The sequence below is a fragment of the Streptomyces sp. NPDC007991 genome (genome assembly GCF_042958445.1).
In the GTDB taxonomy this organism is placed as follows: Bacteria; Actinomycetota; Actinomycetes; order Streptomycetales; family Streptomycetaceae; genus Streptomyces.
Genome location: NZ_JBIBJD010000006.1, coordinates 183,627 through 205,544, shown reverse-complemented (window position 1 = coordinate 205,544; position 21,918 = coordinate 183,627). Strand labels below are relative to the sequence as shown.

Genomic DNA, 21,918 nt, shown 5'->3' with positions numbered 1-21,918 from the left:
TGCTTCCGCGGCGGCCTAGTTCCTCACGATGCGCCACCGGTTGTCGGCAGTGCCGTCGTCCGGGTCCTGGACAGCGAACGCACCCACAGCGGTGGAGTTGTTCGCGATGGCGAGCAGCTTCCCGCTGTGCACGTTGCGGATCTTGTAGGTTCCGTCTCCCTGGTCGAGCAGCGTCCATCGGTGGTCGGCGGTGCCGTTGTCCGACCACTGCAGGACGGTCGCGCCGTCTGCCGTGGACATGTTCAAGACGCCGAGCACCTTGCCGCTGTGGGCATTGCGGAAGCGGACCGCGTCCCCGTCGGTGATCATTTGCCAGTCGTGGTCGGCGGTGCCCGAGTCGTTCCATTGCAGAGCGCGGCCACCGTCGGCCGTGGACATGTTCTGGATGCCCAGTACGAGACCGCTGCCCGCGTTGACGAGACGGACGGTGCCGGTGCCGCTGGTGTTCCAGTAGACGGTGTAGTTGTGGCCGTGCGCGTCGTGGAACGGGCCCAGGTTGACGGTGGAGCCGTTGGCGGTGGCGGTGAAGGCGAGCGAACTGCTGCTGGTCCGTCTGATCGAAGACGTGTTCAGCGTCGGTAGGGAACTGAGCGCGGTGTCACCGTAGTTGCCGGACAGGACCACCGGGCCGTAGGTGATCGCCGCGACGTTCGCGTTGTCGTTGGCCGCTCGCATGACGATCCGCATGGGCAGGCGGACGGTGACCGTGTCGCCGGAGGTCCAGGAGCGGGTCAGGGTGGCGTAACTGCCGGGCGTGGTGGTGATGTTCTGCGCCGTGCCGTTGACGCTGACGGTGGCCCCGGTGGTCCAGCTCGGGATACGGATGCGCATCGCCCAGGTTCCGCTGACGTTGCCGGTGACTTGCAGGGTGGTGGTGTCGCTGACGGGGTACGTCGTGGTCTGGGTGACCGTGATTCCGCGCTCCGACCAGGTGAGCACCGAGGGCACGAACAGGTTCACGATCAGCGTGTTGTCACTGCGGAAGTAGATGGAGTCCATCAGCCTGGTGTGCATTTCCAGGCCCGTGCCCTGGCAGCACCAGAAGGTGCCGTAGTCGGTGCTCCAGGTGCCGCCGCCCCACGCCGGGCCCACACCGCGTCGGCCTCCCGGGTTGAGGGGGGTGAAGTAGGTGACGTGGCCGTGGTCGTCGGCCGGGTTCTGCTGGCCGATCATCTGGTTGAGCCACGCCTGCTCGTAGTAGTCGAACAGCGCGACCCGGTTCGGGTCCAGCGCGAACAGTTCCCGGGTGAGGCTGAGCATGTTGAAGGTGTTGCAGCTTTCGCACGTGTCCTTGTTCAGGTAGCCGGCGATGGCGTTCGGGGCGCGGAAATGCTCCGCCTGGCTGTTGCCGCCGATGGCGTAGGTGTGCGCGTTGACGGTGAAGTTCCAGGCGTTGGTGGCGATGTCCCGGTAGCGGGTCGTGCCGGTGGCCTTGTACTCCCGGGCGGCCCCGATCCACTTGGGTACCTGGGTGTTGGCGTGCAGTCCGCTGAGCTTGTCCTGGTTGGACGCCAGGGGGTCGAACACCGCGGCGTGGTCGAACCGCCGGGCGACGGTCAGCCACCGCGCGTCGCCTGTCTGCTGGTAGAGGTCGGTCAGCACGCCGTTCATGCCGCCGAACTCGGTTTGCAGCATGGCCTGCATCTGCTGGCTGCTCAGCCTGCCGGTGCGCCAGTCGACCCAACCCGCCAGCGCGAGCAGCACGTCACGGGCTTGTGTGCTGCCGATGTGGCGCCAAACGTCCAGCAGGCCGGCCAGCGTCTTGTGGATGGTGTAGTACGGCACATTGCCGTTGCTCAGGGTCCGCTGTTCGAGAGCGGTGAAGTCGGACTCGGGGTAGCCGGAGAGGTACCCGGCGCTGAAACCGGCGGCGCTGTTGTTGGCCTGGCACTTGGCCAACTCCGCCACCATGTAGGCGGCCTTGTCCCGGCAGGTGGTGTCCCCGGTCACGGCGTACAGCTGCGCCCATGCCGTGAGGAAGTGCCCTTGGACGTGGGTGCGGAAGGGGAAGTTCGGCGCGTCCCAGCCGCCGGTGGCAGCCGCGCCGTTGGTGGACAACCGGTGGTTGGCGCGGAAGTTGTACAGCAGCCGGTCGACATCGACGAACCGCAGGTAGTTCCGCGTACGGTCCTGGTTGTCCAGCCACCGGCTTGCGGTGAGCCGGACCTGGCCGAGTTCGAAGGGGTGCGCGGAGACCCCGATGTCGGCCCTTGCGGGAGGGATGGCCGCGTGGGCGGGAGATGCGCCCATGAAGGATCCCGTGGCAGAGGCGGCGACGGTGGCCCCGGCTACTTGCAGCAGGCGCCGTCTGCTGATGAAGGAAGACATCTTGCACCTTTCGATGACGAGAGAGCGATTGCTTGGTCGTTGACACCCGGCGAGGATTCCGCCTCCACCTCTCAGGCTCCCCAGCCGGTGACGCGATGGAAAGGTCCATCGCTGGTTGGAACCACCGACGTCGCGGTACTGGATCAGCTGGCACAGCCCGGCGTGCCGTCCGCGCCCACCGCGCCCAGGATCGGCCAGCCGTCCACCCAGGTCACCGGCAGCAGGGAGAGCACGCGCCCCTCACAGCGTCCGGTGCCGTGGTGGGTGATCCAGTAGCAGGCGCCGTCCGGAGCCCGCACCAGCCCGCCCTGGTTGGGCTCCCGGTCCACCGAGGGGGAGACGTGCTGCAACTGCCGGGTCTCGAACGGGCCGTAGAGGCTGGAGCGCGGTTCATCATGACCACCCGGCCTTCGGACTTCACCTCGCTGCCCCGCCACTGGTGGATGACCGTGGACGGGCCGACCAGCGACTCGCCGTTGCCCTGACCGTCGTCGTCCCAGAACGGGCACACGTCGTTCCCGCCGGAGATCCGCCACCGTGAGTGCAACGGCTCCCACGGCCGGGTGTCGGGCGGGTTGAAGTACAGCCAGTACCGCCCCGCGTGGAAGCGGAGGGCGCAGGAATCCGGTAACCATGGTGGCTCGCGCCTGGAAAGCCCGCGGTTCGGGGCATGGGGGGTGGGTCCCTTCCGGAGGCGGTACCGCTCTCGCACCGCGAATGACCGATATTCCGAACGTAGGTCGAATTGACGGACGGGGTCGGCGCCGAACGTAAAGGGTGGCCCGTACGGAAGTCAACGCGTGTGACAGTGCTGCTTCTTCGATATCCGGGCGGCGCGAAATGCACCGAACGGTACTCGTCGGAAACATTGACGGAACCCCGCCCCCGGACGTGGTCCAGGGGCGGGGCACGGAACGCGGTCAGCTGGCCGTCCAGGTCCTGGCAGATCCGCGAGACCTCGCTCTTGGATATCCCCGTGTCCGCGCCGAGGGCCTTGACCGGGTCGTCGACCGACCGCGTGGACACGCCGTGGAGGCAGGCCTCCATATGACGGCGTACAGGGCCTGGTCGTTACGGCGGCGTCGCTCCCGCAGCGCGGGGAAGAAGCTCCCCGACCGCATACCTCGACCAGCGGTGGGACCGCACGCCGGAGCCGCGTGTGCCAAGGCGAGCCTTGTACTCCTGGGCATTCAACAAGTGTGTTGGGCGTTGTGGTTTCCGATCGCTCCGTTCGTGTGGGGGCGGTGTCGTCCGTCGCGGGATGCCGCGGTAGTGGCTGGACGTGCCGGTCGGTGACGTCCACACCTCGCGTCGCGACCCGCAGTTCCGCCCGTCCGCCCGCCGGGCGTCGGGGTGTGTCCTGCCGTCCAGCGGGGTCGTGCGGACTTCCAGTCGTCACAGCCCCGGCCTCCGCCAGCGCCTGACGGAGGCCGGCCAGGGCCGAGCGACATCGGTCTCCCGCCCTCCGCACCGGCATCTGTGACCGTCGCCGCGTCACTTCAGCAGTGTGCTGACCAAGGCGACGGCCACTCCTAAGAGGGCGTCGGCGCAGCCGATCCTGACGGCTCGTCCCCATGTGCGGCCTGCGGCCCGGGACGCGAGCAGGCCCCAGCACAGCAGCAGGACGGTCGTGGGTGTCGGCGCGGATGGTTGTCCGACCGAATGGGCAGTGGGCGGCCGGACACCTGGCGTGGGGTAGGTCATCACGTGCTGGTCAGGAGCTGGGTGGCCGCCAGCTGAGCGTACAGCCGGTCCTCTGCCACCAGTTCCTCATGGAGGTACAGCAGGAAGGCGATGAGCGTGGATACGGGGACCTCCCCGGACGCCACCCGCGCCCCGCCGACCGCGAGCACCGCGAGGAAGGCCAGCTGTACGGCGAGTTCGTCCGCCGTGCCTGCCACGGACTCCCACTTCGCGCTCTTCACTCCGTGCCGCCACGCCCGCCGTACCGCCGCCTCCACCCGGGCGGTCTCCCGCTCCTCGGCCCCGGACGCCTTCACCGTGCGAAATGCCCCGAAGGCCCGCTCCAGCGCGATGGAGATCTCCCCGACCGCCTCCTGCGACCGCTCGGTGGCGCGGGCGATCTTCGGCATCACCAGCGAGGAGGTCCCGCCGACCAGCACGACCACGCCGAGCGTCACACCCAGCAGCACGACGTCCAGGAACGCCATCATCACGATCGCCGCCACGAAGGCAACCGCGCCGGTGGCCGCGGAGACGACCGCCTGGGTGCTGACCGCCCGCAGCAGCGTGGTGTCCGAGGTGACCCGGGACATCAGGTCACCCGGCGGGATCCGCTCCCACTCCGCGATCCGCAGCCGCAGCAACCGCCCCACAAGGGTGCGCCGCGCGGCCAGGACCACCGACTCCGCCGTCCGCTCCAGCACATACGCGCCGAACGCCTCGACCGCCGCGCTCAGCAGCACCAGCGCCGTGAGTGCGATCAGGATCCCTGCGATGGTCTCGCCTGTGGCGAGCCGGTCTACCAGTGCCTTGGTGGCCAGCGGCTGCAGCAGTCCTCCGGCGGCCCCGACCAGGGCGCACAGCAGACCGAGAGCGATGGCCCACCGATGCGGGCGGACATAAGCCCACAGTGCCTTGACCGTCTCCCGGGCGGGCAGGGACGTTTCATCCGTCGTCGGGGCGGATGCGGTGTTCACGAAGTGCCTTTCTTCTGCGGTCTGCCGGGCACCCGCGTCAGCGGTCCGGCGCACCAGGGGTGAGCCTGTGTCGGCTCAGGGGACGAGTCCGGCTGCGCTCGTGGCGAGGGTGTGCACCAACGCTTCGGACACCTCAGGACGGACGGCGAACAGGACGAAGGTGCCCGCCGCCAGCGTCATGCCGAGGAACTCCAGAAACGCGCATCCGCCAGGCATGACCTCTCGCCGGCCTGGTACATCGGCCGATGGTCCGAGGAAGTCCTCGTCCTCTCGCTCCTTGTGACGCGCGCGGTGTGTCATGGCTCCAGCCTGGAAGCCCGGCCGCCTCGCGCCCATCCGGCAACTGCCGGGTCCACCCCCGCCGAGCGGCTGGAGAAGACCGCCGCCTGGCCGCGCCGGACCGGCCGGGAGGAGGCTCCGCCGGTCGGCGGGGTGGTACCCGCCGACCGGCGGAGTCGTTACCGAAGCCTGCCGGATGGTCCGCCCCCTGACGTCCACGCGAGATTCTCCGTATGACAAAGTCGCAGCCGCTGCAGGAGACGTCAGCTCCGCAGGAGCACTCGCCTCCGCAGCCCCGGACCTCCCCCGAAAACGCCGTGCCGGCCTCGCCCGGTCCTTCGATGGGACGTCTCGTCGGGGTGGACCTGGCCCGCGCGCTGGCGGTGTTCGGCATGTATGTCGTGCACATCGGCCCCGCGCTGTCGGCCACGGACGGTGTCGGCAGCTGGGTCCGGTACCTGGCGGACGGTCACTCGTCGGTTCTGTTCGCCGTCCTCGCCGGGTTCTCACTGATGCTGATCGCGGGCCGCCGGGAGCCGAAGACCGGCCTGGCCGGCCGGCAGGCGAGGGCCAGGATCGCGATCCGCGCCGTGGTCCTGCTGGCACTGGGCACCGTGATGGCCATGGAATACGGGGACGTGGTCATCCTCGCCTTCTACGGGGTCTACTTCCTGCTGGCCCTGCCCTTGGTGCGACTGCGGGCCAGGACGCTCGCGATCACCGCCTTCGTCCTCGCGCTCGTCACACCACAGCTGTCGTTCGCCCTCAGATCGCTGCTGACCGAGTCGGTCCGGCAGAGCGTCGACGCCTACGACCCGCTTGAGCGGCTCAGCGGCGTGGGAGTGCTCGATCTGCTGTTCACCGGCTTCTACCCGACGATCACGTGGATTCCGTTCGTGATCGCCGGTATGGCGCTGGCCCGCCTCGACCTGTCAAGGGCCGCCGTCCAGTGGCGCCTGGCCGCGTTCGGCGCCGCCCTCACCGTGGCCGCGTACGGCATGTCCTTGCTGTTGGCCGGCAAGGACGCGTTGAGGAGCACGGCGGAAGACGGTTCGTCGTCAGGCGGCTCCGGGTCGATGCCCCTCGACAGCGGGTCGCTCGAGCCCCATTTTCCGGCCTCGTCGCTCTTGGCGGCCGGGCCGCACAGCGGCACCACGTTCGACATCATCGGCAGCGTGGGAGTCGCGATCCTCATGATCGTGGGCGCGACGGCGGCGATGGACCGCCTCCCGCGACTGCGCCGGCTGGCCCAACCGGTCATCGCCGTGGGCACCATGTCCCTGACCGCCTACGTCGGCCACTTCGTCATACAGGGCTGGCTGCCCTGGTTCGGCGCGACCTACGACGAGACGTCCTGGGTGACGCTGATCAACTTCATCCTCGGGGCGATCGTGGTCGCCGCGATCTGGTCCCGCTTCTTCCGCCGCGGACCCCTGGAGTACCTGCTCAACGCCGCCACCAAGCCGGCGAAACACATCCGCTGAGACCAGGCCGGGGTGGCTCGACCCCCGCGTCCCACCCCGGCGTCGTCCGCACGATGTGATCGCCCAGCCGCCGCTGGACCATCGAACGCACCATGGCCCGGCTCGCCGGATGCCGACGTACGCACGGCCACTTCTCAGGGACCCGTGCCACGGACGCGTTGGACGTCCGTGGCAGGTTGATCGGGGATCCGGTGGGTGGACGCTGCCGCCGTGCCGTGGGGGCGTTCAGCCGGTCCAGACGTCCTCCACGTAGTGACCAGACTCGGTCAGGGCGGCCAGCCAGGCGGTGGCCTCTTCGTCGCCCGCACCCGTGTGCGTGCGGTAGATCGCCATGAACGCCTCCCGCACGGCGGGGGCCATGCGGCGGCCGTCGCCGCAGATGTAGACGCGTCCGCCGGCCTCCAGTACCGCCCACACCTCGTCGCTCTCCTTGGCGATGCGGTCCTGGACGAAGCGGGCACCGTCCTCGGGGGCGCAGGAGAAGGCGGGCCGCATGCTGACGGCTCCGGCGGCCTCGGCCGCCTCGAACTCCGCGCGGTGCAGGTAGTCGACGTCGGGGTGGTCGCAGCCGAAGCAGCACAGCATGGTGCCGGTCGACTTGACGTGGTGGCGGTCCAGGACGGCCCCGCGAAAGGGAGCCAGTCCGGTGCCCGCGCTGACCAGGATCACCGGCACCGAGTCGTCCTCGGGCAGCCGGAACGCGTCACTGCAGGGCAGCACCCGGGCCTGGACGGTGTCGCCTGCGTTCACGGTCTGGAGGTAGTGCGAGCCGATGCCGCGGAAGATGCCCTCGCCGCCCCGGTGGGGCGCGGCGAGCAGCGACACCATCAGGTCGACCTCGCCGGGTGCCGCCGCGGCGGACGAGGAGATCGAGTAGTGGCGCGGGCGCAGCACGGGCAGCAGCTCCGGGAAGACCTCGAACGGCAGCTCGCAGGGGGAGAGGCCCTGGTCGAGGTGCGGGCCGCCGGGGTGTGCCTGTCGGACGTCCACCTGATCGACGGCAGTCTCAGCCCCGCCTTCCCGGTCGACACTGTCGCGAACAGCCGGGCGGTCACCCTCGGCCACGAGGTCGCGGGCGTCGTCCACACCCTCGGCCCGGACGTGCAGGGCATGTGGGAACCAGGTCAGCGGGTGGTACTCCAGGCCGGGCAGGTGTGCGGGGAGTGCGGAGGCTGCCTGCGTCGCATGTCATGCCGACAGCCGCTGACACGCGGCGTGGACTACGACGGGGGCTTGGCCCAGTACGCCGTCGCCCGCGAGGACACCCTGCTCTCGATCCCGGACGGCCTGCCCTTCGACCAGGCCGGGATAATTCCCGACGCGGTTTCCACCCTGTACGCCGCCATCGTGGGGACGGGCGCGGTCCGACCCGCGCAGGCGGTCGGCATCTGGGGTGCGGGCGGCCTGGGCGCGCACGGCATCCGGCTCGCCCGCATGGTCGGCGCGGCCCCGATCATCGCCGTCGACCCGCTGTCCACCGCCCGTGAACGCGCCCTCGCCTTCGGGGCGGACGTCGCACTCGACCCGGCCTCGGCGGGCTTCGCCGAGGCGGTGGACCAGGCCACGGGCGGACGGGGCCTCCAGGTCGCGTTCGACTTCGCGGGCGTACCCGCGGCCCGCGCACAGGCCACCGCCGCGCTCGGTGCCGAGGGGGTCCTGGTCCTGGCCGGGCTCACGCCGGAGCCGATCACCATCGGCGACAGCCTGGGCTTCTGCCTCCAGGGCAACCAGATCCGCGGCCATTACGGCTCCGAGCCCAAGCACGTGGAAGAGCTCATCGGCCTGGCCTCCGCCGGACGGATCGACCTCGCTTCGTCCATCACCGCGCATGTACCCCTGGCTGAAGCGGCGGACGCCGTCGCACGCCTGGAGAAGAAGATCGGCGACCCGGTCCGGCTCGTACTCACACCCTGACTCCGCGGCCCCGGCCGTTCCATGAGGAGCCCCTCCGGCAGCACAGTGCCCGGAGGGGCTCCTCCTGCGAAATGCACTCCGGCCTCTGTGGCCGAACAACCGCGCTCTCCCGACAGAGGCGCATGGGACGCCCCCTGGGCGCAGCAAGCGAGCACTCCACTGGGCGACGCATCTCACAGCGGCTGCGTGACACGGGGTTCGAGCTATCGACTTTGTCGCATGATAAAGTCGATTGAACGGAAGCTCGCGGCATTCCCTGCCGTTCCACGCGCCCGCCCCGGCCCCCAGGGGCGGGTGCGTGGACCTCCTTCGCGAAAGGACCCCAGCTCATGCGCGTGTTCATCAACGAACCGGTCGAGAGGATGGACGGGCCCTACGCCCGGCGCTGGTGGGCGCTGCTCGTGCTCTGTCTGAGCCTGCTGATGATCGTGATGGCCAACACCGCCCTCACGGTCGCGGCCCCCTCCATGACCCAGGACCTCGGCCTGACCAGCACTGACCTGCAGTGGGTCATCGACGGCTACACCATTCCCTACGCCGCCCTGATGCTGCTGTTCGCCGCCATCGGCGACAAGTACAGCCGACGCGGCGCGCTCGTTCTCGGGCTCGTCCTGTTCGGCGGCGGAGCAATATGGGGTTCACTCGTCGACAGCGCGACCGGAGTCATCGCGGCCCGTGCGGTGATGGGTGTCGGCGCGGCGCTCATCATGCCCGCCACGCTCTCCCTCCTCGCCGCGACCTTCCCGCGCGCCGAGCGGACCAAGGCGATCACCCTTTGGGCGGGCACCGCCGGTCTCGCCATCGCCGCCGGACCGCTGATCGCGGGCATGCTGCTGGAAAGCTTCAGCTGGCAGTCCACCTTCCTGATCAACGTTCCCGTGATCGCCCTCGCCATCGCCGGCACCTTCGTCCTGGTGCCACCGTCCAAGGCCACAAACACGCCGCGGATCGACTACGCCGGCGGACTGCTGTCGGTGGTGTGGATCGCCGCGCTGGTCTTCACGCTCATCGAGGCCCCGCACGGCTGGGACGCCAAGGCCCTCACGGGCACGGTCGTCGCGGTCGCCGGGCTCGTGGCGTTCGTCCTCTGGGAGCTGCACCACCCGCACCCCCTCCTCGACCCGCGCCGCTTCGCGGACCGCTCGTTCACGGGTGCCAACATCGCCGTCGTACTGTTCCTCCTCGCGGTCTTCGGCGCGTTCTATTACCTCACCCAGCACCTCCAGTTCGTCCTGCAATACGACGCGCTGGAGACCGGCATACGCATGCTGCCGCTCGCCGGCGCGGTCTTCGCCGGCTCCGTGCTGACCGGTTACCTCACCCCGCGCATCGGCATGAAGGCGACGATCGTCGCGGGCATGGTCGGCGGCACGACGGCACTCGCGCTGCTCACCCAGGTCGACAAGTCGTCGTCGTACGGCGATTTCGTGGCACCCCTCATCGCACTCGGGCTCGCGATCGGCCTGGCGCTCTCGCCCTGCACGGACGCGATCATGGGCGCGTTCCCCGAGGAGGAGCTGGGCGTGGGCAGCGCGGTCAACGACACCTCGCAGGAACTGGGCGGGGCCATCGGCATCGCCATACTCGGTTCGCTACTGTCGACCTCGTACTCGTCGAACCTGTCGGACGCAACCGCGGGCAGCAAGCTCCCGGCCGACGCACTGAACCAGGCGCAGGACTCGGTCGCCGCCGGGTACGGGGTCGCCGAGGGCATCGGCGACCAGGCACGGCAGCTCGCCGGACAAGCAGCGCGGGCGACCGACCCCCAGCAGGCCGCACAGCTCCAGGAGCAGGCCGGCCAACTCACCGACGGAGCCCACCAGATGGCGGACGCGGTCAGTTCGTCCTTCGCGGACGCGGTGGCTCACACCAGCCTGGTGGGCGCGGCGATCCTGGGAGTGGGGGCGGTGTCCGTGGCCCTCTTGCTTCCGGGCAAGGGCCGTGGTGCAGAAGCACGGGCGGAGAATAGGGCCAAGGCGACCCGGTGCCCCACGGCCACGACTACGTGACGTTTCTCCACGGTCAACGTGTGGACGGGATCGGTATGTCTTCGCCCGTCAGTTCACCGAGCTGGTCGATTCGCCGCCGCTCGCCTGTCTGAATCCGGTGGCGCATGACCTGCGCGGGGCGCCTCCTGCGCAAGGACAACCCCCCCGCCGCACGCAATCGCCCAACGCATCGGTCACACCTCGGAATTCGCCTTCGCGAGAGCCTTCGAGCGCGAGTACGGCGTGGTGCCGGGGCCGTGCCGCACGAGCCGGCACCCATGAGGTTCAGGGGCCCCGGAACCAGACTCCACCACCGGTCGTCGTCGAGCCCGGTCAGAACGCCGGGACGGCCGCGAGACTCAGCTGACCGCGCGCCAGCGCCACGACGGCGGCGATCAAGGCTTGCAGGCAAGTTGCCTCAGCCTCTTCGTCGGGGTGGGTCAGGCGCTGCATGACGAGCCCGTCGAAACCGGAGAGGAAGAACCGCGAGACTGTTTCCGCGGGCTGGGCCAGGGGTTGACCTGTGCGCTCGGCCGCCTGCGTCACGAGCCTCGCCGTCACTTCGACCACGCCACGATAGTGGCTCTCAAGGGCTTCGTTGAGCGCGGGCGTGCGGAGTGCGAACATGCTCAGCTCCGAGAGGAGGAGGTGGTGGCCCGGCTTCTCGCGCACCGTCCTCCAGAGGGCTGAGGCCAATGTGCCGACCGTCTCCTCGAATCCGACATCCTCCGGAACGGCCTGCTCGACCTGCGCCAGCAGCTCCGCCGTGAGCTGTTCCATGACGGCGCGGTAGAGCCCCTCCTTCGTGCCGAACGTGTAGTGCACGGTGGCTTGAGCGACGCCCAGTTCGGTGGCGATGGCACGTGTGCTTCCGGCCGAGACTCCTTCTCTCGTCATGAGGTCGATGGCTGCTTTGATCAGTTGAGGGCGGCGCTCGGCCGCTGGGACGTGAGCCATGGGCCCATGGTGCTGACTTAGTCTCACGAGTAAGTCGATTGAACAAGAAGCTGCTGGTCCCCCGATCGTGGGCGGGGCCGCCGTCCGCGGGGCCGGCCCTGCCAGGCATGACGTCCCGGCCCGAGACACCGGCCGATGATCCGAGGGAATGTCGGGCTCCTTGCATCGCCCGCGGTGTGTCATGCCTCCAGCCCGGAAGCCCGGTCGCCCGCGCCCATCCGGCAACCGTCGGGTCAAGCCCCGCTGAGTGGCTGGGGAAGACCGCCGCCCGGTCGCGCCGGACCGGGCAGAACGAGACACCGCCGGTCGGCGGGTACCGCCTCGCCGACCTGCGGGGCCGGTACCGAAGCCTGCCGGATGGTCCGCCGCCTGACGGCACCGCGACATTCTCTGCATGACACAGATGCAGCCACCGCAAGAGGCGTCAGCTCAGCAGGTATGGACGCGGTCGGTGGGGCCGAAGCCCCATCGTTGTCTGCGAGGTACCGGATCGTGTCGACCATGCACGCCCAACCAATGATCACCCGACGGGGTAGCCGCACTCGAACCGATGCTCACCATGATCGATAGAGCAACGACTTCTCAGAGGCCCCCGCTGGCATCGGTCGCGGTCGACGAGGTCGGAGAGGCCGTCGAACTGCTCTGGGTTGCCGTGGCGGTGAACACCTGGAACTCCCGCCTGGCGGGTGCCGTCCCGGCTCAGCTGGTGGCCGCGATCAGGCTACGAAGGGCCAGCGGTCCCAGCCAGGTGTCAGCGAAGCGGCTGACGGTGCCGGGCTCCGAGATCCCGGCCCGTTCGAAGATGACGATCGACCGGCTCATCGCGTGTTTCGGTTCAACCACCAGTGCCATATTGGCTGATAAGGTGCCCAGTGCAGGCGAGCCACTGGGAACAGCGCGATCCAGACGGTCCCGATAACGATTGCCGATGCGCTGATTTTGGCCTCTGTCTGGTCGGGGCCCGCATGGGGCGTGCTCAACCAGTTGAGTGCAAGCACCTCTGCCAAGACTTGCGCCAGCATCACGAGACTCCACGCCAACCCAAAGGCGGCCCTGGTGAATTGAGTCAATGCCTTCGGCCACCGTCGGCGCAGCGATTCTCGTATTCGCCTTCTGGCTGATTCTTGCCGTGCGCCGGCCGTCGAGCCCTCACCGACGGAACTGAGAGCCTCCAGAACGGGAATAGCGGCCTGCCGACTCCAATCGCGCAAGTGGTTCCCGTAGATAGCCAGCTCCACTGATCCAGCCACGATGATGACTGGGGCAACTGCTGCGACAGTCGCAGCGAACGGCTCGGTCATCTGCATGACTTCACCATCTCAGATGATCGTTGAGCGTCGCAGGTGAATCATGCCGCTGCCTGGCCCGCCGACTCCCCTGCCCGCCACGGCAGTTCACTGACGGGTACCTCCGACACGACGGTCGAGGACGCTTGGCACAGTGGCGACCGCGAGCCCGCCTCACGCCGTCTACGGTTTCCCGCTATCGCCGTGTCGTCCCCAGACGAGATGTCTGAGCACGAGCGCCCCCCCGGCTGGGCGTTTACCGGATGTATATAGGCGGTCGGTGTAGTCCTAACCTGGTCTGGTCAGCAGATTAGAGGCCCCGTTCAAGAATTGCGTGAATCGGATGAGGAGTAGACATGCTGATCGAGAGGGTGTTTCGGAGCAACGACGTCCCCTCGGGCGACCGCGTCGATGCCTGGCGCAAACGGTTGGGCAGGGACATCTCCCCTCTCGACTCCGGCCGTGACCAGGGGGATGGTTTCCAGGCGGAGACACGCTTGCTCAGGCTTGGTGGCTCGCGGGTGTGGTCCACAGCCGTGGATCCAGCCACCATCCGACGCACACCCGAACTCGGCCAGCAGTCCGGCCCTGGCCTTTACACGCTGATTCTGCCGATCAGCGGCCGAATCGAAGTGGTTCAGGCCGACCGGGAAGCTGTCCACGGTCCCTTCGACATGCACGTGCTGGACTCTTCCCGGCCCTTTCAGCTTCGTCTCCTCGGCAGCCCATCGGTGAACCTGATCGGGGCGGACGTGCCCAAGGCCGGACTTCCGCTGCCCGCTCCTTGGATGGACCGGCTCCTCACCCAACGGTTACCGGGCCGGGAAGGAGTCGGAGCCCTGCTGTCGGGATTCCTCCTGCAGCTCACCAATGACACCGGCTCCTACCGGTCGTCCGACGGTCCGCGGCTGGGGGCGGCACTACTGGAGTTGCTGACCGCGCTGTTCGCTCATCACCTCGATGTGGACGACAGCAGCACTTCCGACCGCGCCCGGCGGGCCCTGGTCCTGCGGATCCAGGCGTTCATCTGCCAACACCTCCGAGATCCCCAACTGACCCCGCCAGCCATCGCCGCCGCCCACCACATCTCCGTCAGCTACCTGCACCGCATCTTCCAGGGAGAAGACATCACCATCTCATCCTGGATCCGCGAACAACGTCTGTCCCACGCTCGTCGCGATCTCGCCGACCCCACATTGCGCAGCACTCCCATCCACGAGATTGCCTCTCGCTGGGGTTTCCCGCGAGCCGCCGACTTCAGTCGGGCGTTCCGTAGCGCCTATGGCATACCTCCCAAGCACTACCGGCACCACGCCACTGCCCGGGATGAACTCACCTTCGACGGCCTCCCAACAGGTGGCACACATGAGTAGACGCGTCGCTCACTCCGGCGTCCGTGTGCCACCCCTGGGGCCGCCGCCTTGCCTGTTGCTCCAGGCGTAGATCGTGATCTTGCCGGTTGTCACTGAGCGCAGCAGTTGGCAGGTTAGTGCTTCAGTCGGCGGACAGGAGAACCTCAGAGTCCCATGGCCTTGGTTGCCGGGCGACGCATGAGGCGGTCGGACTCCAGGCGAACGGAGGGCCGGGAACTGTGCTTTCGCCCAACAGCACCTGCACCGACTTCACCCGCGCCTTCCGCACTGCCCACGACATGCATGTCAGACATGCCGCCCCGCGACTACCGCCGCCACACACCCGACAGCTGAGTAGACGTAACTCCAAGCAGGTGTGGACTCTCTGCTGGCGACACGCTGCTGGTTGCCCGGCAGGCTGTGGGGGACGCCGATACAGGGGTTCAGCGTCGATGACAGCGACTACCAGAGGTGGCTCTGACCATGAAGATCTTACGTTTGCTGACCGCTCTCTCCGTGACCGCAGCAACTGGCCTCGGCACCGCGACAATCGCGTCGGCAACAGCTCCCAGCCAGGACTCCGAGCGGATCATTACGCACCCCTTCTACATACGCAACGCTCACAGCAACAAGTGCCTGGAGATCGCGGATGGCAGCCAAGCCAATGGGGCAAGGGCGCAGCAATGGAGCTGTAACAAGCAGGAGACGTCCAAGTGGGTCAGCTCGAACTGGGGGGACGGTCTCAACTACCAGATCCAGAATTTGAACAGCGGTAAGTGCCTGGAGGTCGAGAACTCCTCCAAGGCCAACGGTGCACGGGTCCAGCAGTGGACATGCACCCGAGTGGGGGGCCAGATGTGGCGCAGCATCGATGCCGGCGACGGTACCGATGTCCTCTACAACGCCCACAGCGGGAAGTATCTGGAGATCTCGAATTCATCCAAGGCCAACGGTGCGCGAGCGCAGCTGTGGGAAGGCGTCGGCCAGGGTGGGGCCTACTTCACGTTTCTGAGCGCCAGATGATCGGTCGCTATCTGCCAGATGCACCGCGACGGGGGTGACGACGGCAACCTCGGCGTGCGGCGCGGGATGCACAGGGGATCTACCCATCAGCGCCGCGATGGTTCGTGCGGCGTTCCACAACTGGCGCTCTGCCACACCCGATTGAGTGGAATTGATCCCAGTCGGGACCACCGTCGCGTGCATGTCCGCTACGTTCAATCCCAGGTCACAGGCCACAGAGCGCCTCTGTCGGCCGGGAAACGTCCGGGCGGTGGCCCTCGCTCCATCCCGCACACCAGCCGACGCCCGTCGACTCCAGGGTGTTCAGCCGTAGGGCCATCGCATCGTCGGTGAACTCATCATCGTCGTCTGCCCAGTTGGTGTACGGGGTGCGTACCTGCGCGAGGGCCAGGTTTCTGGCACAGGCGGCGCCGACCGGACGGGGCAGCGCCAGCGTGCGAACGCGGGCGTCCTGTGCGAGCGGGGCCGGCAGGCGGCCGGGCGAGACGCCGTCGAGCGCGATAACGGCCTGCCACGGCACGGACCGGTCGGCAACGCTGGCATGCATGGCGGTCAGGTAGTCGAGCCGGTCTTCCCGCAGACGGCTGGCGATGACCACGGTGATCAGGGACGAGATGTGCGGGGACAGAGCATGCTCCGGGCAGATGAGGGTGAGGGCTAACGGCGCGTGGCGGGACGAGGCCAGGTTTCGCCGGGGCTGCGGCGGGAGCCGTTTGGGGGCGGTGTGCTGCGCGTCGCCCGAACGGGCGGCGGGGGGCCGAGAGAGGCCCAGGCGGCCGGGTGGTCGTTGAAGACGGTGAGCGGGTTGGTGGCCCGGATCACCACCGGTCCGTTGTCCTCGTGGAGAAGGCTGAGCACCTCGATGCCCGCTTCTCCCAGGACGTATCCCCACTGCAGGTCCCGCTCGTCAACGGTCGATTCGGTGACCGCCATGCGCACCGGCGGGGAGCCGTCCGGGGTGATCAGGTGGTCGAGGGTGCGCAGTGAGCAGTCAACCGGCCTGGAGACTGCCTGAACTCGGCATAGCCGGCCTCCCGAACCGCGGCCTATCGTGTCCGCCGGAGATGGAACAGACGATGCGGGCACCATGTCGAAGGCGGTGGTGGAGAGCGGACTGGTTTCTCTTGTCCGTGCCATTCGGCGGGGTGTCAAGGCCGCCGGTGGGCGTGGCTCCGTTCGCACCGTGGCCGCCATACTCGCCCTCATCGGCCCGTCGGTCTGCGCGTTCTCGCTGTGGCTGCCGGACACTGTCCGAGCCGGAGTGGACCGGGCCGGAGCAGGGACCTCCGTCCCCTTCAACCCCCTTGGCGAGCAACCCGAGCGCAACCGCGTCGAAAGAAGAACTCCGTGCTTACCTCCAAATTTTCCACCACCGAGTGGTGGATAGCGGCTGTCGTGTCCGGAATTGCTCTGGCCGTGGCGATGCAGTCGCTGGTCATCACGAGACGGCACAAGCTGATGATGGTGCTGCCGCCCTTGGCCGGTGCGGCGTTCATCGTCCTGAGCTCGGCGGCGAGAGGTTACGAGGGCGAGACACCGTTGATGCTGTTCACGGCCACCGCGCTGGGGTTGGCGATCATGCGGATCGTGTTCGCCGTGCACCTCAGGCGTCAGATGGAACTGGTGCGTTCAGGGCAGCCTATGAAACAACTGACCGTCCTGCAGGTTGTGATCTTCTTCCTCGCCTTCGCGGCCGTCGTGATGGCCATGGCCGTCTTCCTGTGACGCCATGAGGGCGTCCGTGTCGATCGTCGGGTATCCACACATCCAACGAACCGGGCTGAGGGGCGCTTAACTCTCGCTCGACGCAGGCGCGATGCTGGTCGGGCACGACGCCCCCAGTTCGCGTCGAACGGGTCACCTAAGGCGTGTCCCGTAAACGCCTTCGCCGTCTGTGCCGACGAACCCTTGGATGCGTCGTGCGGCAGTTTGAGCGGCGGCAGGCTGCAGAGGCTCAGCCTTGCGGCTCCTGCGGCTTGACGTCGAGCTCGCGCAGATTTTGATCTTTGAGCTCGGTGCGGGCCTCCGTGCGGTGGCCACGGGCGATGTAGTCCCGCACAATCGCCTCGATCGCGTCCTGGGGCGAGCCGATCCCAGCCAGGACCATCACCTCCACTACGAGTTCGGCGTCGAGACTGATATTGACCTTGGCCATCGTGCCCCCTCATCACGTCGCACGCGCACTCTAGCTGCTCACGGTTCCGTAGCGTGCGCTCAAGATCCGATCTCAGGGGACTGTCCAGAGTGGGATGATCTTGCTGTGGCTGGTGTGATCACGGCGTCGGAGCCGTCCTGGATAGCCCCGTTCACCGGGCTGAGCCCGCGTCAGTTCGACAAGCTGATCACCGCCCTGCGGCGTGAAGGCGCGGATCCGGTCCGCAAGGGTCGGCCTTGGAGCCTGCCGATGAAGGACAGGGTTCTGCTGGTCGCCGCGTACTGGCGCACGAACCTCACCCTGCGACAGCTCGCCCGGCTGTTCGGCATCTCGAAGTCGGCCGCCGACCGCGTCGTCGACCACCTTGGGCCGTTGCTGGCACTGCAGCCCCGCAAGCGGTTCCGCAGGGACACCGTGCTGATCGTGGACGGCACCCTGGTGCCCACGCGTGACCACACCGTCGCCGAGCAGTCGAGGACGGCGGCTACAGGGGCACCGGCCTGGTCATCCCGCACCGTCGCGAGCGGGGCAAGAAAGAACTCCCGGCCTGGAAAGAGGAACACAATGCCTCTCACCGCAAAGTCCGCGCCCGGGTCGAGCACGTCTTCGCCCGCATGAAAGCTTGGAAGATCCTCCGCGACTGCCGTCTGAAAGGCGACGGTGTCCACCACGCCATGCTCGGCATCGCCCGCCTGCACAACCTCACCCTGGCCGGGTAACGGAGAAACAGGCTGGTCAATCAGCACGCCAAAGATCATTTACGGGACAGCCCTTAGATGTTGCGGGTCAGGACGTTGGTGACAGCGCATAGTGGTGGGCAAGATTGGTGGCGAGGTCACGGAGGTGAGCCCTGGCTTCGGTGGGGCCGTGCACAGTGATGGCGCCCCCGAACGGCAGTAGTGCTCGCACGTCCTCCAGATGGAGGAAGCGGATCGTCACCTTGTGGCCGGTGGCGGATTCCTCATGGTCGTCCCGGACGAGTCGTCGGCCAAAGATCCGTCGCGCTCGCTCGATCTGGGTCTGGTCGATGGTGGCGCTTACCTCTATCGCATGGTTGTGTTCCCACTGATCAACGAGCGCTGCAGCGACGGTGGCCAGGGTCTGGCTCTCGCGGATCCGTCGTGGCTGGTCGACTTCTTTCCACGCCGTGATCCGTTCGAGTCGGTACATCCGTGGCACTCGGGCACAGTCGGCGACGAGGTACCAGAGGCCGGCCTTGGCGAACAGCCCGTAGGGATCCACGACCAGGACGCCTGAGCGTGTCTCATGGGGGCTGTCGTACTCGATCCGTAGCCGGCGACCTCGCCTCACTGGGCCGATCAGTGAAGCCGGAGTCGTGCCGGACGTATGTGCCTGGAGCCAGGGACGGCTGTCCACGTGCACCACGTCGGTGAGCGGCAGGAGCTCATGAGCTCGACGTGACTGTGTAGCGCCGATCTTGGAGAGCGCGCGCCGGCTTTCGACGGACGCGTTGAGCTCCGCACGTTGCTTCTCATCCAGCCCGGTGAGCGACAGATGATCACGCTCGCCCGGCGTAAGTCGCGTGAGGTCGAGCCCGGACCCAGGCAGCATGGTCACGCCTCCGAGGCGGCCCCGTTGTGCAGTCACCGGGAGACCGGCGTCGCGGAGCCAGTTCAGGTCCCGGGTGATGGTTCGAAGGGACACCCCGAGCGCCGAGGCAAGTTCCTGTGTGGTCGCGGCATCCCTTGATGCGAGGAGCAGCATCAGGGAGAAGAAGCGATCTGGGGTCACACACCAAGTCTTTCAGGAATTGCGACACTATACGGCGCATATCCCGGTCAGGCTGGCGGATGCGTACCTCCGACCTGCGAAAAGGAACAACCATGACCACATCCGTCGTGTCCATCGTCTACGTGAACGACGCTCCCGCCGCAGCTCGTTTCTACGGCGACCTCCTCGGCATGAGCCCCTCGTTCGAGACTCCGGGATACATCACCTTCGACCTCGGGCCCGGCGCTGACCTCGCTGTGTGGTCTGGCCAGTTCGAGGATCTGTCACCGGACGTCCCGCGCACCGGTGAGGTGTGCCTGGCCATCGACGGTGGACCCGACGAGGTCAACGCGATCTTCAAGCAGTGGCAGTCCAAGGGCGTCACGATCCTTCACGAGCCTCATGATCTGGGGTTCGGGCTGACCTTCCTCGCAGCCGATCCTGACGGGAACCGAATCCGCGTCGCACCCCGGGGCTGAAAGGCCGCAACGCGGCAGGCGCGCACGATAGGTGTCGCGCCTGCCGTTGTCTGACGTCGAGAGGACGACGAGTGCCCCACGCGAATGCGCCCCTGAGCGTCGAGGGCCGTAGGCGGCTCGTGAAGCGGTGCCAGACACGTCCCATCGCCCACGTCGCCGCTGAGATGGGTATCTCTCGCGCATGCGCCGGCAAGTGGGTAAATTGCTGGCGGCTACACGGTGATGCGGGATTGCAAGACCGGCCGTCGAGCCCGCACCGGAGTCCGAAAGCGACACCAGCATGGGTCATCGCGCAGATCGAGTCCTGGCGCCGCGAGCACAAATGGTCCGCGCAACGTATCACCGACGAACTTGCGAACATCGGGTTTGTGATCGACCGGCGGACTGTCAGCCGACACCTGACCCGGCTCGGCCTCGGCAAACGCCGCTTCATCGACCCAGGCGGTGAGAACAACAGGAAGCCGGGGAAGATCACCGCCCGTTGGCCCGGATACACATGGTGCATCTGGATGTGAAGAAGGCCGGCCGGATCCCTGATGGCGGTGGGTGGCGGATCCACGGCCGGGACAGCGATCAGGCCAAGGTCGCTAGTCGGGCGAAGTCGGCCGGGGCGAAGCGTGGCTACGTCTACCTGCACTCCGTCGTCGATGGTTTCTCACGGCTCGCCTACACAGAACCGCTGGGCGATGAGAAGGGCGCGACGGCTGCTGCTTTCCTCGCCCGGGCGAAGGTCTGGTTCGCCGCCCACGGCATCAACCACATCCACCGGGTCGTCATCGACAATGGCGCTTGCTACCGCTCCGGCGACTTCGCCCGCTTCGTCGGGCAAGGCACCCGGCATCAGAGAACCAAGCCATACACACCTCGGCACAACGGGAAGGTGGAGCGCTACCAGCGCATCATGGCCGAGGAAGTCCTCTACGCCCGCGAGTTCACCAGCGAGGACGCCCGGTCAGCCGCGATCGCGGTATGGAACATCCACTACAACTACCACCGGCCGCATAGTGCTGCCGCCGGAAACCCGCCAGCAGCACGCCTCCGCGAGAGCGTCACCAACGTCGGGGCCGGCCCACACGCCGTCGACGGTGGTCAGAACTCCTATCAGGATCGCCGCGACCCAGCCCGGCAGGTCGTTGATGACCACCTCAAGCACTCCGCACGCCAGCATCAGCGCGATGGGCGCGAGCACCTTCAGCCGCGCGCGTTCGTCGGCGCGGTACTCCCGCAAAGACCACACCCGCCACGCCGGTCACGCCCATGCCCCGCCCGTGGCCTACTTGGCGGCCCAGTAGCCCAAGTTGTTCCGGTTCCCCTCCGCCGCCCGACGCGGCGCGTCCGGCGATCCCAGCAGACCGTACGGCAGATACCCGGATCGGACACCGAGTTCCCACCCATGGACCTGGACGGCGAGGCAGGCCAGGGCGAGAGTGCCGAGGGGGAGGAGGGACCGGGGCGCGGGATCACCGGCATCGGCCTTGACGCTCTCCCGGTACGCGACCAGCCGGGCGACGAGGGCGTCCTCGAAGGCGTGCTGGTCGTCGTCGAGGAGTACGCGGAGCAGCCGCTGGTCCGCGCTCAGCGCGTCGCCGACCTCGTCGAGCCGCCGGGCGGCCTCCGCGCGCTCCCCGGCGTCGGGCTTGCGCAGCGGCACCGTCGGCCAGTCGCGGGGCAGATGCCCTGCCGCCTCGGTGAGATAGGGGCACAGGGCATCCATGGCGGCGAGGTCGGCGGGGTCGGAGACGGAGGTGTACCGGTTGTAGGGCACGCCGTCACGGATGGCGGGCGCGTAGTCGCCGCGCAGCAGCAGCCCAGTGGCCCGCTCCCAGTCCCACACATGCCCGCTCACGACACACATCTCGAACATGTCGAGCCAGGTCCGCGCGGTGGGCGCCTCCTTGACGACGTCCCGGAAGGTGATGGGCCCTTCCCCGAACTCGTCGTCGTCCGGGTCCGTGCTGATCCGCTCCCCGACGAGGGGGAACCGGAGTTCCTGGTCCCCGTTCGGGAAGCACATGATGCTCAGCACGCCGTGCACACACTCCGCGGCGGTGACGGCGACCGTGCCGGCCGCGACGTCGAGCCCCGGCTCCGTCACCGTTCGCGCGGCGACATGGTCGAGCAGTTCGTCCGCCATGGCTCGGATCAGCCTCGGCGAGATGCTGCCGTACCGCAGCGAGTGCCACCGCCTGTGGGCCCGCCCGGCGATGTCGTCGAGCGCCTCGGCCAACCGCTGCTCGCCGACCTGATGGCATGTCACATCTCGCACGTGCCCTGTCCCTTCA

16 protein-coding genes and 7 pseudogenes are annotated in these 21,918 nt (G+C 67.9%); 10 read left to right on the top strand and 13 right to left on the bottom strand.

Annotated elements, in window-relative coordinates; genetic code table 11:
* Positions 1-15 precede the first annotated feature (15 nt).
* From ACFZDA_RS18660 to ACFZDA_RS18640, 5 genes and pseudogenes are all read right to left on the bottom strand, one after another.
* Positions 16-2,328, bottom strand: a complete 2,313-nt coding sequence (locus ACFZDA_RS18660) for a beta-L-arabinofuranosidase domain-containing protein (RefSeq protein WP_391082233.1) — start codon at positions 2,326-2,328, stop codon at positions 16-18.
* Positions 2,329-2,471: 143 nt separating this feature from the next.
* On the bottom strand, positions 2,472-2,678 hold the full coding sequence (locus tag ACFZDA_RS18655; protein WP_391082230.1) for a hypothetical protein: 207 nt from the start codon (positions 2,676-2,678) through the stop codon (positions 2,472-2,474).
* Positions 2,679-3,219: 541 nt separating this feature from the next.
* Positions 3,220-3,449 (bottom strand): annotated as a pseudogene (locus ACFZDA_RS18650) (transposase); the annotation flags it as partial.
* 654 nt (positions 3,450-4,103) lie between these two features.
* A pseudogene (locus ACFZDA_RS18645) lies at positions 4,104-4,988 on the bottom strand (ABC transporter ATP-binding protein); the annotation flags it as partial.
* A 75-nt stretch (positions 4,989-5,063) separates the two neighbouring features.
* A complete protein-coding gene (locus ACFZDA_RS18640) occupies positions 5,064-5,204 on the bottom strand; it encodes a hypothetical protein (protein ID WP_391082228.1) in 141 nt (46 codons plus the stop codon).
* A gap of 404 nt (positions 5,205-5,608) precedes the next feature.
* On the opposite strand from ACFZDA_RS18640, the gene ACFZDA_RS18635 reads away from it, so the two are divergent.
* Complete coding sequence (locus ACFZDA_RS18635) at positions 5,609-6,751, top strand: DUF418 domain-containing protein (RefSeq protein WP_391082225.1); 1,143 nt, start codon at positions 5,609-5,611, stop codon at positions 6,749-6,751.
* A 225-nt stretch (positions 6,752-6,976) separates the two neighbouring features.
* On the opposite strand, the pseudogene ACFZDA_RS18630 reads toward ACFZDA_RS18635, so the two are convergent.
* Positions 6,977-7,684 (bottom strand): annotated as a pseudogene (locus ACFZDA_RS18630) (reductase); the annotation flags it as partial.
* Here ACFZDA_RS18630 and ACFZDA_RS18625 point away from each other — a divergent pair.
* Positions 7,628-8,665, top strand: a complete 1,038-nt coding sequence (locus ACFZDA_RS18625) for an alcohol dehydrogenase catalytic domain-containing protein (RefSeq protein ID WP_391082223.1) — start codon at positions 7,628-7,630, stop codon at positions 8,663-8,665. The pseudogene ACFZDA_RS18630 and the gene ACFZDA_RS18625 sit on opposite strands and share 57 nt — an antisense overlap.
* Positions 8,666-8,994: 329 nt before the next feature.
* A complete protein-coding gene (locus tag ACFZDA_RS18620; protein ID WP_391082220.1) occupies positions 8,995-10,674 on the top strand; it encodes a DHA2 family efflux MFS transporter permease subunit in 1,680 nt (559 codons plus the stop codon).
* A 312-nt stretch (positions 10,675-10,986) separates the two neighbouring features.
* Here ACFZDA_RS18620 and ACFZDA_RS18615 read toward each other — a convergent pair whose 3' ends face one another.
* Complete coding sequence (locus tag ACFZDA_RS18615) at positions 10,987-11,610, bottom strand: TetR family transcriptional regulator (protein ID WP_391082217.1); 624 nt, start codon at positions 11,608-11,610, stop codon at positions 10,987-10,989.
* A 592-nt stretch (positions 11,611-12,202) separates the two neighbouring features.
* On the opposite strand from ACFZDA_RS18615, the pseudogene ACFZDA_RS18610 reads away from it, so the two are divergent.
* From ACFZDA_RS18610 to ACFZDA_RS18600, 3 genes and pseudogenes are all read left to right on the top strand, one after another.
* A pseudogene (locus ACFZDA_RS18610) lies at positions 12,203-12,436 on the top strand (site-specific integrase); the annotation flags it as partial.
* A gap of 816 nt (positions 12,437-13,252) precedes the next feature.
* Positions 13,253-14,269 (top strand): helix-turn-helix domain-containing protein, encoded by a 1,017-nt coding sequence (locus ACFZDA_RS18605; protein ID WP_391082214.1) that lies wholly within the window; start codon positions 13,253-13,255, stop codon positions 14,267-14,269.
* Positions 14,270-14,731: 462 nt separating this feature from the next.
* Positions 14,732-15,271 carry an RICIN domain-containing protein gene (locus ACFZDA_RS18600; protein ID WP_391082210.1) on the top strand — a complete coding sequence of 180 codons (540 nt, stop codon included), beginning with the start codon at positions 14,732-14,734 and terminating at the stop codon, positions 15,269-15,271.
* A 235-nt stretch (positions 15,272-15,506) separates the two neighbouring features.
* On the opposite strand, the pseudogene ACFZDA_RS18595 reads toward ACFZDA_RS18600, so the two are convergent.
* Positions 15,507-15,878, bottom strand: a pseudogene (locus tag ACFZDA_RS18595) (glycosyltransferase family 2 protein); the annotation flags it as partial.
* A 50-nt stretch (positions 15,879-15,928) separates the two neighbouring features.
* Complete coding sequence (locus ACFZDA_RS18590) at positions 15,929-16,204, bottom strand: hypothetical protein (RefSeq protein WP_391083285.1); 276 nt, start codon at positions 16,202-16,204, stop codon at positions 15,929-15,931.
* Positions 16,205-16,618: 414 nt separating this feature from the next.
* On the opposite strand from ACFZDA_RS18590, the gene ACFZDA_RS18585 reads away from it, so the two are divergent.
* Positions 16,619-16,996, top strand: coding sequence for a hypothetical protein (locus ACFZDA_RS18585; RefSeq protein WP_391082207.1), 378 nt, complete (start codon positions 16,619-16,621; stop codon positions 16,994-16,996).
* A 229-nt stretch (positions 16,997-17,225) separates the two neighbouring features.
* Here ACFZDA_RS18585 and ACFZDA_RS18580 read toward each other — a convergent pair whose 3' ends face one another.
* Positions 17,226-17,426, bottom strand: a complete 201-nt coding sequence (locus ACFZDA_RS18580; protein WP_190204072.1) for a type II toxin-antitoxin system VapB family antitoxin — start codon at positions 17,424-17,426, stop codon at positions 17,226-17,228.
* A gap of 105 nt (positions 17,427-17,531) precedes the next feature.
* Between ACFZDA_RS18580 and ACFZDA_RS18575 the strand changes: the two are divergent.
* Positions 17,532-18,145: pseudogene (locus tag ACFZDA_RS18575) on the top strand (transposase family protein).
* Positions 18,146-18,212: 67 nt separating this feature from the next.
* Here the strand turns inward: ACFZDA_RS18575 and ACFZDA_RS18570 are convergent.
* On the bottom strand, positions 18,213-19,178 hold the full coding sequence (locus ACFZDA_RS18570) for a WYL domain-containing protein (protein ID WP_391082205.1): 966 nt from the start codon (positions 19,176-19,178) through the stop codon (positions 18,213-18,215).
* Between the two features lie 92 nt (positions 19,179-19,270).
* On the opposite strand from ACFZDA_RS18570, the gene ACFZDA_RS18565 reads away from it, so the two are divergent.
* Positions 19,271-19,636, top strand: a complete 366-nt coding sequence (locus tag ACFZDA_RS18565; protein ID WP_391082202.1) for a VOC family protein — start codon at positions 19,271-19,273, stop codon at positions 19,634-19,636.
* A gap of 71 nt (positions 19,637-19,707) precedes the next feature.
* Positions 19,708-20,696 (top strand): annotated as a pseudogene (locus ACFZDA_RS18560) (IS481 family transposase); the annotation flags it as partial.
* Here the strand turns inward: ACFZDA_RS18560 and ACFZDA_RS18555 are convergent.
* A complete protein-coding gene (locus ACFZDA_RS18555) occupies positions 20,589-20,864 on the bottom strand; it encodes a hypothetical protein (RefSeq protein WP_391082199.1) in 276 nt (91 codons plus the stop codon). The pseudogene ACFZDA_RS18560 and the gene ACFZDA_RS18555 overlap by 108 nt on opposite strands.
* A gap of 45 nt (positions 20,865-20,909) precedes the next feature.
* Positions 20,910-21,902, bottom strand: a complete 993-nt coding sequence (locus ACFZDA_RS18550) for an Imm49 family immunity protein (protein ID WP_391082196.1) — start codon at positions 21,900-21,902, stop codon at positions 20,910-20,912.
* Between the last annotated feature and the right edge of the window lie 16 nt (positions 21,903-21,918).